This is a genomic window from Ruegeria sp. HKCCD6604, assembly GCF_013110635.1.
GTDB lineage: Bacteria > Pseudomonadota > Alphaproteobacteria > Rhodobacterales > Rhodobacteraceae > Ruegeria.
The window spans coordinates 46,722-58,937 of sequence record NZ_WVQW01000015.1; the positions used below are offsets into that span (position 1 = coordinate 46,722).

General features: G+C 54.1%; 14 protein-coding genes. 7 read left to right on the top strand and 7 right to left on the bottom strand.

Features of this window, described 5'->3' with window-relative positions; translation table 11 throughout:
- Nucleotides 1–2: 2 nt before the first annotated feature.
- The 6 genes from GS614_RS21060 to GS614_RS21085 are packed head-to-tail and all read right to left on the bottom strand — an operon-like array spanning nucleotide 3 to nucleotide 5,009.
- Entirely contained in the window at nucleotides 3–1,307 is a 1,305-nt protein-coding gene (locus GS614_RS21060; RefSeq protein WP_171117805.1) for a TRAP transporter large permease, read from the bottom strand.
- A complete protein-coding gene (locus tag GS614_RS21065) occupies nucleotides 1,304–1,855 on the bottom strand; it encodes a TRAP transporter small permease subunit (protein ID WP_171727251.1) in 552 nt (183 codons plus the stop codon). Before GS614_RS21065 ends, GS614_RS21060 begins: the two co-directional genes overlap by 4 nt.
- Before the next feature lie 30 nt (nucleotides 1,856–1,885).
- Nucleotides 1,886–2,959: a C4-dicarboxylate TRAP transporter substrate-binding protein gene (locus GS614_RS21070; protein ID WP_171117800.1), complete on the bottom strand. Its 1,074-nt coding sequence runs from the start codon at nucleotides 2,957–2,959 to the stop codon at nucleotides 1,886–1,888.
- 29 nt (nucleotides 2,960–2,988) lie between these two features.
- Entirely contained in the window at nucleotides 2,989–3,444 is a 456-nt protein-coding gene (locus GS614_RS21075) for an OsmC family protein (RefSeq protein ID WP_171727252.1), read from the bottom strand.
- Between the two features lie 18 nt (nucleotides 3,445–3,462).
- Entirely contained in the window at nucleotides 3,463–4,128 is a 666-nt protein-coding gene (locus GS614_RS21080; protein ID WP_171117796.1) for a malonic semialdehyde reductase, read from the bottom strand.
- On the bottom strand, nucleotides 4,125–5,009 hold the full coding sequence (locus GS614_RS21085; RefSeq protein WP_171331164.1) for a fumarylacetoacetate hydrolase family protein: 885 nt from the start codon (nucleotides 5,007–5,009) through the stop codon (nucleotides 4,125–4,127). The genes GS614_RS21080 and GS614_RS21085 overlap by 4 nt, the downstream gene beginning before the upstream one ends.
- 84 nt (nucleotides 5,010–5,093) lie before the next feature.
- On the opposite strand from GS614_RS21085, the gene GS614_RS21090 reads away from it, so the two are divergent.
- The 5 genes from GS614_RS21090 to yghX all read left to right on the top strand — a co-directional run bounded on the left by GS614_RS21090 (nucleotide 5,094) and on the right by yghX (nucleotide 9,985).
- Entirely contained in the window at nucleotides 5,094–5,480 is a 387-nt protein-coding gene (locus GS614_RS21090; RefSeq protein WP_171331162.1) for a YciI family protein, read from the top strand.
- A gap of 51 nt (nucleotides 5,481–5,531) precedes the next feature.
- Nucleotides 5,532–6,188: a GntR family transcriptional regulator gene (locus GS614_RS21095; RefSeq protein ID WP_253283549.1), complete on the top strand. Its 657-nt coding sequence runs from the start codon at nucleotides 5,532–5,534 to the stop codon at nucleotides 6,186–6,188.
- A 1-nt stretch (nucleotide 6,189) separates the two neighbouring features.
- Nucleotides 6,190–7,488, top strand: a complete 1,299-nt coding sequence (locus GS614_RS21100) for a malonyl-CoA decarboxylase domain-containing protein (protein WP_171727253.1) — start codon at nucleotides 6,190–6,192, stop codon at nucleotides 7,486–7,488.
- On the top strand, nucleotides 7,485–9,008 hold the full coding sequence (locus tag GS614_RS21105; RefSeq protein ID WP_171727254.1) for an AMP-binding protein: 1,524 nt from the start codon (nucleotides 7,485–7,487) through the stop codon (nucleotides 9,006–9,008). The genes GS614_RS21100 and GS614_RS21105 overlap by 4 nt, the downstream gene beginning before the upstream one ends.
- Nucleotides 9,009–9,097: 89 nt before the next feature.
- Nucleotides 9,098–9,985, top strand: coding sequence for a YghX family hydrolase (gene yghX, locus GS614_RS21110; protein WP_171117784.1), 888 nt, complete (start codon nucleotides 9,098–9,100; stop codon nucleotides 9,983–9,985).
- A 465-nt stretch (nucleotides 9,986–10,450) separates the two neighbouring features.
- Here yghX and GS614_RS21115 read toward each other — a convergent pair whose 3' ends face one another.
- Nucleotides 10,451–11,392 (bottom strand): LysR family transcriptional regulator, encoded by a 942-nt coding sequence (locus GS614_RS21115; RefSeq protein WP_253285491.1) that lies wholly within the window; start codon nucleotides 11,390–11,392, stop codon nucleotides 10,451–10,453.
- A gap of 100 nt (nucleotides 11,393–11,492) precedes the next feature.
- On the opposite strand from GS614_RS21115, the gene GS614_RS21120 reads away from it, so the two are divergent.
- Nucleotides 11,493–11,717 (top strand): DUF1127 domain-containing protein, encoded by a 225-nt coding sequence (locus tag GS614_RS21120; protein ID WP_253282546.1) that lies wholly within the window; start codon nucleotides 11,493–11,495, stop codon nucleotides 11,715–11,717.
- Nucleotides 11,707–11,934: a DUF1127 domain-containing protein gene (locus tag GS614_RS21125; RefSeq protein ID WP_171172450.1), complete on the top strand. Its 228-nt coding sequence runs from the start codon at nucleotides 11,707–11,709 to the stop codon at nucleotides 11,932–11,934. The genes GS614_RS21120 and GS614_RS21125 overlap by 11 nt, the downstream gene beginning before the upstream one ends.
- Nucleotides 11,935–12,216: the final 282 nt, after the last annotated feature.

The window sequence follows — 12,216 nt, forward strand, 5'->3', positions numbered from 1 at the left end:
CCTTAAATCAGGGCAAGGCTGAGGATCGGGAACTCGATCAGAATAAACAGAACGATCAGCATAACGAACGCAAAGGGAAGTGCGCCCATAAACACATCCTTGAGCGATATTCGGTCATCGTTGATCGTCGATTTGATGACGAAGCAAGATATCCCCAAAGGCGGGGTCAAAAGCCCAATTTCGGCGCCGACCACAGTGATAATGCCAAACCAGATCAACGACATGTCCAAGGCTTCGGCCATGGGCAGGAACAGCGGGACGACGATCAGAATGATGGACGCCGTATCGAGCAAAGTTCCCAGAAAAAGCATCAAGAGAACGTAGAGCAGCATGATCGACCAAAAGGACGCGGAATTTCCCGCGAGCAAATCCTGCAACTGATTGGGCAGCCCGGCCAGCCCCAGCATGCGACTATAGATCGAAGCCGCCGTAATCAGGAACAAGATCGCCGCTGTAATGTGACCGGTTTCCAGCAACGCGTCCCAGAACGCTCTTGGTGTCATGGACTTGCGTACGACTGCGATCACGAGCGCAACCAGTGCCCCAGCTGCACCCGCCTCGACAGCGGTTAGCCATCCTGTGTAAATGCCACCGAGCACTACCGTGATAATGAACAATGTGGGCAGGGTCTTGGATGCGATCTCGCGCCCGGACATCCATTCGGTGTCTTCGACGACCCGGCCGCCCACAAATGCAGGTGTGAAACGCCCCATGACCCAGATCGCGCCCACATAAGCTATTGCCAGCATGATACCGGGTATTACTCCCGCCAGAAACATGTCCCCTACGGACTGTTCGGCGACAAAGGAATAGATGATCAGCATCGCCGAGGGTGGAATAATCATCCCCAAAACCGACGACCCGGCCACAACCCCAACCGCAAAACGTGGATTATATGCCTGTGCCATCATCTGCGGGACCGAGACCTTGGTGAACACTGATGCGGACGCAATGGACGACCCGGTAACGGCCGCAAACACGGCATTTGCTCCGACGGTCGCCATTCCGATACCGCCTTTGACCTTGCGAAATCGCATGGTCATGACCTCGTAAATGTCCCTGCCTAGTCCCGCTTTTGAAACGATGAGGCCCATAAAGGTAAACAGCGGGATTGTCGCGAAACTGTATTCCATCGCGCTGTCGCCGACCGCAACCTTCAGCAGGTTGAGCGCAAGCGTGAAGTTGTCCCGCATCAGCCAGATCGACACGAAGGAGACCACGCCCAAAGCAATCGGAATGTAGACGCCCGCGTAAATCAGAAAGACGATGGCTACGACCGAGATCAGGCCAATCTCTATCGGCGTCATTCTGCGTCCTCGTCATGTTCAGGTGTGCGAATAAGTTGCGGGCGGTCCTGCGCCGTGACGACCTTGAGCAGGAAAATCACGCAGGCAAGCGCAGTACCGCACGCGATGACCAGTTTAACCGGCCACCATGGCAGTGTGAAAAGACCCGGAACTCCGAAATAGTCCTGCGTCTCCCACATATGAAGAAATTCAGGGAAGGTCACATAAGCGATCAAGGCCATGAAGATCGCCGAGGCGGCGTTTATAATGCGTCTGAGGTTGGCCGTCAGGCCGGGGCGGCGGTGGTGTATCAGGTTCAGGAACCCGTCCGAACGTGTCAGCCGGTCCACCCTGACCACGTCGGGCAATTGCAGAAAAACAATCATCACGACCGAGAACTGCACCATTTCGTAAGTGCCTCGAAGCGGAGCCGAAAACAGCCCGCGCGCAACGACGTCGACATTCAGAATGACCACCAACGCTAGGACGACGAGCGTGCCCAAGGCGTTGGCGGTTATTGCAAGCGAATTGGCGACCCGCGACAGGACGGCAACTGCGGTCTTCAGCATGTCTGGCCCCTTTCTCGGGTCGCTGAACGATTATTCGGCCGTCCAGTCCCGCACACCAGTGAAACCGGCATCCTGAAGCTTGCCGAGATAAGCGGCCAGCATATCTGTGCCCTGCTCGCCGTTCTCATTCAGCGTTGCAGCCCATTCCTGCGCAACATTGGGCATCGCATTTGCCCACGCAGCGCGGTCTTCGTCCGAGATTTCAATGATCGATCCGCCAGCTTCTACAAATGCATCTCGTGACGCAGCGGCTCGATCCATTGCAATACCTGCCACGTGGTCACGGTAGTCGATAGCCACGGCCTGGAGTACGTCTTTGACCTCGTCAGGCAGATTTGCCCAGTAATCGGCGTTGACTGTGACTGTTTTTGTATTCACCGCGCCAAGGTCTGCCTTCAACATGTAAGGGGCCACTTCTACGATCTTGAACGTCTTGGAAGCTTCCGGCCAAATCATCACGCAATCGACAAGGCCGGTTTGAACCATGTTGTAGAAATCAGTGAGGCCTCCGCGTACGCCCGCCGCGTCCTTGATACCCTCGAGGTAGCGCAAGTTCAGGCCGGCACCCGCGATCTTGCGTCCTTCAAGATCTGCAACTTTCTCGACCGGCTCTGAGCAGAACATCTGATACGTGTCGAGCACAACGCCCGTCGCCAGATAAACCTGATTTTGCGCAGCAAACTCATTCTGCATAGCCGGGTATTCTCGCGCGATCTCGTCAACCGCCTTGGCCACTGCACGGGCATCCGACGCGACGAATGGTGTCGAGCCCGAGATCCCCTGACTAGGCAGCTTGGATGAATGGAAGATGGTTGTGACGATGCCAATATCCCCCAAACCCAGCTGTACGCCTTCCAGAACGCCCTTGGGCTTTACGATCGAACCGCCATAGTTTTCTTGCCAGTTCATCTTGTAGTTGCCGGACTCGGCCAACCGCTTGTCCACTTCGGGAATAAAGAAGTTTGTGAATTCCTTCACCCACAATGCCCGGTCCGGGTAACCATCAATCACAACAGCTGAAATGGTTTCTTCTGCGACAACGGGCAGCGCCATAACGCTAGCTAAAGCGGCGCCCATTAGACTGCGTTTGGTCCAGTTTTTCATTTCTCTCCTCCCAGAAAGTCGGGTCTTTTTTATTTGTTTGCTTTGACCCAGTTGACGGTCAGGTCGGTGCCTGCCGCTTCAAACAGTTTTGCGATGGCGCAATATTTGGCTGTCTCCTCACCCACGCGTGTCAGCTCCTCCTGACTGGCGGGGGTTTCACAATTCTCGGTGAGTTCAATTTCCGGAAACGGAACTTCAATCTCCTCCTCCATCAGGACACCGCGCCGGTCCAACCTGCATTTCGCGTCGATTGTCACTTTGCCTAGATCAATTCCCAAACGGTGCGCATTTTTGTGCCCGATGACGTTGGTACAGGCGATCAGCGCTGCCATCGCGATTTCAGTCGGAGACGGACCAAGATTTGTCCCGCCCCGCTCGACAGGTTCGTCGATAACCACATCCAGATCGCGTATTGGTAGCTCAGTGCGCGCGTGTGTCGGGCACCGAGCTGTCGTGCGGTAAGTCACGACGGGTTTCACTTTCATACCCACGGCAGCGCCTCCTCATGCATAAGAACAAACCTTTTCAAACTGAAATCGCGGAAGTTTGTGAAACAAACCTGTTTCATCCGCGTAGCCCAGATTGCAAAGAAAATTGGACTTGAGCGTCGTGCCCGCGAAGAACTCCTCATCGACGATCTTGTTCGAAAAACCTGACATGGCGCCGACGTCCAACCCGACAGCCCGGGCCGCAATCATGAAGTAAGCGCCCTGAAGCGTGCCATTTCGAAAGGCCGTGTCTGCCACGTAGTCAGGCTTGTTTTCGAACAATGGCCGACGGTCTTCGTGCGGGAAAAGAAAGGGCAGTTCCTTCCAGAAGTCCATGTCATAGGCAATGATCGCCGTGACCGGAGCATCCATCATCTTTGGCACATTCTTCGGCTTTAAAGACTTTGCAAGCCGCTCTTTCCCTTCGGGACTTTTCACGAAAACGAAGCGCGCGGGCAACGTATTCATGCTGGTCGCGCCGTTGATCGTGATGTCGTAGATCTCTTCAAGAAGGTCGTCAGAAACAGGCTTGTTGGTCCACGCGTAGTGCGATCTGGATTCGCGCAGGATCAAGGCGATCGCGTCATCCGACAAGCGTGGAATGCGCTCGCGCAGATCGCGGTGATCTTGCTGCGCCTTGGCGCGAAGTGCCTCCAGCTCTGCTCCGGTTGGTGCGCTCATGCTGCAGCCACCTTGGACTTGGCATCCTTTTCGTCAATGATTGGGCTGGCGCAGATTCCGATGCCTTCAATCTCGACCTCAACGGTTTCGCCTGGCTTCAACCAACGGGGATTGGGCTTTTTGGCGTGCCCGACACCAGGAGGCGTACCTAGCGCAATCAGATCCCCTGGCTCCAAAGTAGTATATTCCGAAATCGTCGCGATGACCTGACGAACCCCCCAAATCATGTTGGCGGTATTCGAGCTTTGAAGGATTTCATCACCCACACGGCTTTCGATCTTCAGACCTGATGCCCCTTCGGGCAACTCATCCGGAGTCACGGTGAAAGGACCGATCGCGCCCGTGTCATCAAAGTTTTTGCCGGGCGTCCACTGAACGGTTTTGCGCTGATAGTCCCGCAGCGAACCATCGTTGAATACAGTGTAGCCAAAGACATAATCCAGTGCGTCCCGCTCCGAGATATGGCGTCCGCGCTTTCCAACGATCAGCATAAGTTCGGCTTCGTAGTCGAGCTTCTCGGAACAGGCAGGCCGCACCATGGGTTGCCCCGCCGCCATGATCGAGTTCTTCCCGCGCATGAACAGCGTCGGATACTCTGGAATATCATACCCGCCTTCCTTGATGTGGTCCGTGTAGTTCAACCCCATGCAAATGATCGTTCCTGGAGCGGTAACGGGCAATACCGGAGTGATGGAAGACACGGGCACACTGTCTGCCGTGTCAATTTTGCTGGCAAGTGAGTCGGCCAGTTCAGGCTTGGCTATCAAACCCATCAAATCCGAACCGACAGCAGGGTCCAAAGCCGTTAGATTCACTGCGTTTTCGCCGTTTACAGCAAAAACCGCTGTGCCTTCCGAAGTCTCTCCCACCAGGTATTTCATTTTCACCATCCATGTCAGTTCGCTTGATTTTTGCCGACTATTTTGCCATATGTCAAATAATATCGATATTTTTGGAGGCGGCAAATGGTTGCTTGGGCAGACTACAAATCAGGAGCAAAAAGCCGCGGTGCGCTTGCTTTGGAGCTTTACGTCGCGCTGAGCACGCCAGCCAAAGCGCCCGAAGATGTAAAGGCGTCTCTGCCAGATCACTTGGCGTATCAGGCGCAACTTGAACGTTCGGGGCAGCTGGCTTTTGCAGGTCCCATGTCAGATGAAACCGGCGAGCATATGCAGGGGATGGGGCTGATCATCTATCGCGCCGACAGCCTTGAGTCCGCCCGGAAGCTGGCCGAAGACGATCCCATGCACAAAAGTGGGGCACGTAGCTTTGTACTTCGGCGCTGGTTGATCAACGAAGGCTCGCTGAACCTTTCAGTTGGTCTATCGACTGGAACGAGTGCCCTCAGTTAAGAGCACTCAAGAGTATTTGCCGCGAAATAGGAACAGTCGGATATGGGCGCCATGCTTGATACTGAGGGCAAAGAGACATCAGCCACTCATGGAGCGTATCGAAGGCTGCGCGAAATGATCCTGACCGGAGTATTACCTCCGGGCCAAAAACTTAAGATCGAACAGCTTCGCGGGCTTTTGGACACTGGCGCCAGTCCGGTTCGCGAAGCGCTTAGCCTTTTGACTTCGGACATGTTGGTCGAGCGGATTGATCAGCGCGGATTTCGGGCAGCGCCTGTCAGCAAGTGTAACTTTGAGGAAATCCTTCTGCTTCGATGCAACCTTGAAGAAACCGCGTTGCGCGCTTCCATCACCAATGCGGATGCGGCCTGGGAAGATCGGCTTGTCTTGCGTCACCATCATATGAAAAAGGCCAGCCAGAACGGGGCACGAGACTTTGAGGACGCTCACAAGGCGTTTCATATGGCCTTGTTGGACAATTCGAAACTGCCGTTGCTGCTGCGGTATTGCTCGCAGCTTTACGACCTGAACATTCGCTACCGCTATCTGGCGGCCGGCGGGTCGAGCTACAAAAAGCGAGACATCGCCGCCGAACATCAGCAAATCCTGGACGCCGCATTAAATCACGACGCAGACAGCGCAACCCGGCACCTGATCGATCACTATCGTCGGACGGGCGAATACCTCAGCAGCCAGATGGAGCCCTGAAATGCAGCGGAACTGGTTTCTGGGCGATCTGCTTGATCAGTTGTTCGACCGCCCCGGCAAGAAGCGAGGCAAAGACGACAAGCGATCCATATCAGAGCTGTGTGAAGCACTCTTGTCTGCAGAAGGTGAAGTATCGGGTTTCGTGCTCGCATCCACGATATTGGATCGATACCAGACGTTGGACGACACGGAAAAACTGGACTTCTTCGCCTATTTGAATGACCAGCTTGAGTTGGACGCGGATCAGCTTTCTGAAACGGCGCGCCGCTATGCCAAAGATAGAAGCGTCGATCTTTTTAAAAGGCTTAGCGAGGCCGCCGAACCCCGACGGCAAGAATTGCTGCGCCGGCTGAATCAACCCTCCGGCGCGACGCAAGAGCTTGTGGCAATGCGCGTTAACCTGTTGCGTTTTCTCAAATCCAACCCCGAACTCAGGCGCACAGACATAGATTTCGTGCATTTGCTGCGAAGCTGGTTCAACCGGGGTTTTCTTGTCCTCAAACAAATCAGTTGGGATACACCAGCCCGCGTTCTGGACAAGATCGTGGCGTATGAGGCGGTCCATCAGATTAACGATCTAGACGATTTGCGGCGCAGGCTTTACCCGCCCGACCGTCGCTGTTTTGCGTTTTTTCATCCCTCAATGCCGGATGAGCCGCTGATTTTTGTCGAAGTTGCTTTGACGGCTGAAATTCCGAACGCGATTGATGTGCTTTTGTCCCAAGTCCGAGAACCGATCGAACCCGAACAGGCAAAAGTCGCAGCGTTCTACTCCATTTCAAACTGCCAGAAGGGTCTAACGGGCATCAGCTTTGGAAACCTGTTGATCAAACAGGTTGTGACGGAACTCTCGCGAGAGCTTCCGGGCCTCGATACATTTGTGACCTTGTCCCCAATACCGGGTATGAACCGGTGGGTGGCTGGCGAAACAGGGCACCCCGAGCATGGCCATGCCGCCAAAGCCGTACTTGCGGGAACAGCCTCTGCGCAGGACGTGCGGGCGATGGCCGCCCGATACCTGTTATTCGCCACGCGCGAAGATGGGATGCCGCTGGATCCCGTGGCCCGCTTTCACTTGGGCAATGGCGCCGAGCTTCACGAGCTGCATGCCGAGGCCGACCTGTCGCAGAACGGACGATCCCAATCTGGCGGCGCAATGGTCAACTACCTCTACGATTTGAAAAAGACAGAGCGCCACCACGAAGAATTTGCGGCACATGCCACAATCGAAGCCTCGCGTTCCGTGCGCGCGGCTTCAACCGCAGCACTTGCGGCCAGACCAGAGGAAAATACAGCGTGACCAACACTCTCTACGACAGCTTGTTTTCCCACCACGCGGGAAACAATGCTCCGTTCCTGCAACTCGATGACGGACAGGTAGTGTCATATGACGCGTTTCTGAAACGCGCCGCACAGATCGCGCATGTTTTGCGGACCAGCGGAGTTTCCCCAGGAGACCGCATCGTTGTGCAGGCCCGAAAGCTAGCTGATACACTGGCGCTATACGCTGCTGCGGTTCAGGCGGGCGCAGTCTACCTGCCGCTTAATACCGCCTACACGTTGGCAGAGTTGGACTATTTCATCGCCGATGCCCAACCTGCCATGATCGTCAGCGACAGCACCGACGAAACTGAGATCGGAAAACTGGCGACCCGCTTTGGCGCAAAGCTGCTAACCCTCGGCGGCGACACTTCGAGTCTGAGCCGCGAGGCTGACGCACAACCCCACGAGTTTGAAACCGTGGATCGCGCCCCGGACGACCTTGCAGCCCTGCTTTACACGTCGGGAACCACTGGTCGTTCTAAGGGCGCAATGCTGAGCCATCAGAACCTTTTGTCTAATGCCCAAACTCTCGTGGATTTGTGGGGCATCACAAGCGACGACCGCTTGATTCACGCGCTGCCGATCTTTCACACGCACGGACTTTTCGTAGCGATGAATACGTCGCTGCTCGCCGGTGCCAAAGTTCGGCTGATGGAAAAGTTCGACGTAAGCGCGATCGTGGAGGAAATGCCCAAGTCGACCCTTTTAATGGGTGTCCCAACTTTCTACACCAGATTGCTGGAAGTTGACGGTTTCACCAAACAGATCACTCGGGGCATGCGCCTGTTCATTTCCGGTTCAGCCCCATTGCTGGCAGAAACCCATCAGGCGTTTGAAGTGCGCACAGGCCACCGCATCCTCGAGCGCTATGGCATGACCGAAACGAACATGAACACCTCGAACCCCTATGATGGCGAACGCCGCGCGGGAACCGTTGGAATGGCTCTGCCCGGCACCGAGGTGATTGTGACTAACCCCGAAACCGGAGAACCATTGCCCCAGGGCGAGGTGGGAATGATCGAAGTGCGCGGACCCAATGTTTTTAAAGGATATTGGCAGATGCCCGAAAAAACCGCCGAGGAGCTTCGAGAGAATGAGTTTTTCATCACCGGAGATCTGGGCCGGTACAGCGAAGATGGCTACCTGTCGATTGTGGGTCGGTCGAAGGATCTGATCATCACCGGCGGGTACAATGTCTACCCCAAGGAAATTGAAGACGTCCTGAACGACATCGATGGCGTTTTGGAATCAGCCGTTTTCGGAATCCCCGATAGAGACTTCGGCGAAGCGATCATAGCCACTCTGGTTGCTGAGCCCGGATCACAGCTTCAGGTGGAACAGATCGAGTCGATCATCAGAAACAAGCTGTCGCGATTCAAACATCCTCGCCACTACGAACTCGTCCAGGAGTTGCCGCGAAACACTATGGGAAAAGTTCAAAAGAACGCGCTGCGCGAACGGTACGCGAACAAGGAACGGTCACCGGCGTTATCTTAGGAAGCCCAGCCAGACGCTCAATCAAATCAAGACCTTCAGATCGGATACTACCCACCCTTCAGACTGCCAAACTCATTAGGAGATCCACAATGACTCGCATGACGGCAAAAGACTTCGACCAGGAACTTCTGGACCTGTATGACTTCTACGCGCACGGCAAGATCACCAAGCGCCAATTCCTGGACCGCGCAGGCAAGTTCGCGGTCGGCGGCGTGACAGCGGTCGCGCTGCTGAACATGCTCAGCCCGAACTACGCGATGGCTCAGCAAGTGTCGTTCAACGATCCCGATATCCACGCGGACTACATCACCTATGCTTCACCGAATGGAACCGGTGATGTTCGCGGATACCTTGTCCGACCTGCTGGCGTTGAAGAGCCCCTGCCCGGGGTGCTGGTGATCCACGAAAACCGCGGTTTGAATCCTTACATCGAGGATGTGGCGCGCAGGTTGGCAAAAGCCGGATTTATGGCGTTGGCCCCCGACGGTCTGACATCGGTTGGCGGCTACCCGGGCAACGACGCCGATGGGCGCGAGTTGCAAAAGACAGTGGACCGTGTCGAGTTGATGAACGATTTCTTCAATGGGTTTGAATACCTGTTGAACCGAGATGACAGCACCGGAAAGGTCGGCGCAGTGGGTTTCTGCTATGGCGGCGGTGTAGTTAGTGCAATTGCCGTGGCCTACCCAGAACTGGCCGCAGGCGTGCCGTTCTATGGTCGCCAGCCAGCAGCTGAGGATGTTGCCAAAATTCAGGCGCCGCTACTGATACAAATGGGAGAGCTTGATGAGCGCATCAACGAAGGCTGGCCGGATTTTGAGGCTGCTCTGCAGGCCAACGACAAAGTATACGAGGCATATATATACGAAAACGCCAACCACGGTTTTCATAACGACAGTACGCCACGCTATGATGAGGAAATGGCAAACCTAGCCTGGGACCGCACAATTGATTGGTTCAACACCTATCTGAAGTAATTGGTACAAGCTACCAAGCCAGTCATGCGTTGATATCTTTTCGTTGAAATCCTCGGCCCATCTTGGCCAAGACCTTAGAAGCTACAGTAACTTGAACTTCGCAGTTAGAGGTTCTGCGACAAGGTCTTGGTCCGCTATCCCTACTATTGGATGTTTTCATAGAGTCGAAACGATGGGAGGATATTGCCGAAGCGATTTTAGTTGAAGCGATCCATCGTTAAGTGTTCAGATCGTCTGCGGGTTAAACGCAAAATCACTTTTATGCTGCTGATATCAGCCGTTGATAACGTGTTCGGAGAAAGGCTGCTCGGAGACCGAAATGACCAATGCTGCATTTACCGACCAATGCCATACTTTTGATCTAGGAACCCCGTCAGTTCTCTTCAAATTTCAGCTAGACTTTTAATCACTCACAGCGAATGGGATCGGATTAACTTGGACTACTGCGATCGTTTTTATTCTTAGCTAGCTGTTCATTTGGTTTTCTTCGAAAGCCCGAAACCGCCGCGCGAGATAATCCACAAACGCGCGGGTTTTTGGTGCCAGATTCCGCCTTTCGGCGAACATTACGACAATATCTGTGCTGGGTGGTGCATACTCCGGCATGACGTGGACAAGTTTGCCGGAGCGAAATTTCCTGTTTGCCATATAGCAGGGCAAACGTGCGATCCCGATACCAGCCAGGGCGGCTCGAAAGACGACATCGGTACTGTTCCCCTCAAAGTTACCCGTTGCTTCAAATTTTTCGCCTGCGTTCGGTTCGATGCTGTTCCAAGCGTTCCGTTGGCTTCTCCCAGCAACTCTCAAGCAATTGTGCTCAGCCAATTCGGCAAAATTCGACGGTGTTCCACAACGCTCAAGGTATTCAGGTGAGGCACATAGTACCCTTCGACTCTGCATAATGCGCCTAATGACCATATCTGGATTCTTGCGTTGTTCTGCAAAGCAGATCGCCGCATCGAACCCTTCACTCCGAAGATCAATTTCTCGGTCGGCCAGATCCAAAGATATTTGAACCTCAGGGTTCTCTTTCATGAACTCTGGCAAGGCAGGAATCAGTTGGGACTTACCGAATGCAACAGTGGATGCGATCCTGAGTTCTCCGCGTGGGACACCGTCAAAGCTGTGGATCATCGCCTTGGCTTCGTTGAATTTATCAGCCATTGCTTTGCATTTTTCATAGAAGTCTTGACCTTCTCGCGTCGGAGAAACACCCGTTCTGGTGCGATTAAGAAGGCGGTAGTGCACCTGATCTTCAAGTAATCCGATTTGCTTACTTACTGCCGATGGGGTCTGCCCCATTGATCTTGCAGCCGCAGAGATACTGCCCTGCTCGACAACCGTCGCAAAGATTAGCATTTGCGCAGAAATGTCCATGTCATGACCTTTGCTGTTCCAATATGGCATGGGGCCTTTGCCAAATTGTCGAATTGTGAGCGCTACCAAATACCCTTATCTCTGCATTGCAGCATAGATACTGCATTGCAGCAATAGACGAGGCAATATCATGGCAATTACTCGATCAAACAGCGGGCTGGATGTCGTTTTCGAAGCTGGCCGCACGTTCTTTCATCGAAAGCTGGATGCAATGCGAAAGGCACAGGCCAAACGCAGGGTTTATCGCGCAACGTATTATGAGCTCTCGGTGCTATCTGACCGTGACTTAATAGATCTGGGCATTCCGCGCAGTAGCATCAAAAGACTTGCTATGGAGGCTGCATATGGCTGCTAACACCCAAACGGCTGGTACAGATCGTGGTCACGCCATTGCCCTATCAATCAGCTTCTTGGCGTGGATTAGACCCACGGCAAAAGCTGCCTTGAAGGCACTGAAAATGGCCCGGATGCTCTCTGCGCTTTCAAATATGAGCGATTACCAACTCTCCCAAATCGGAATTTCGCGATCTGAGATCCCGGAATATGCCGGAAAATTGATGGCTGACGAATAGGTAAGCGAGCCCTCAGGTCCAAAAGCTTACACGAAAAATGCTGGTTCTCGCTCCTCCCAGAGTAAGCCAGCATGAGCGGTGGCGAAAAAACCAACAGGGAGCGCCAACGCACGGGCCAGCATTTTCAACTCCTCCCGAAAGTGCTGGCCCAAACCAACCTGACAAGCAGGAGTTGAGCCTCCCCAACTGAACTGGTCCACCGTTATGTTTAGGAAACGGAGGACTACGAATGGCAAACAAGCGACCGAGGCCCGAAGAGATTGTCTCGAAGTTACGGCAGGT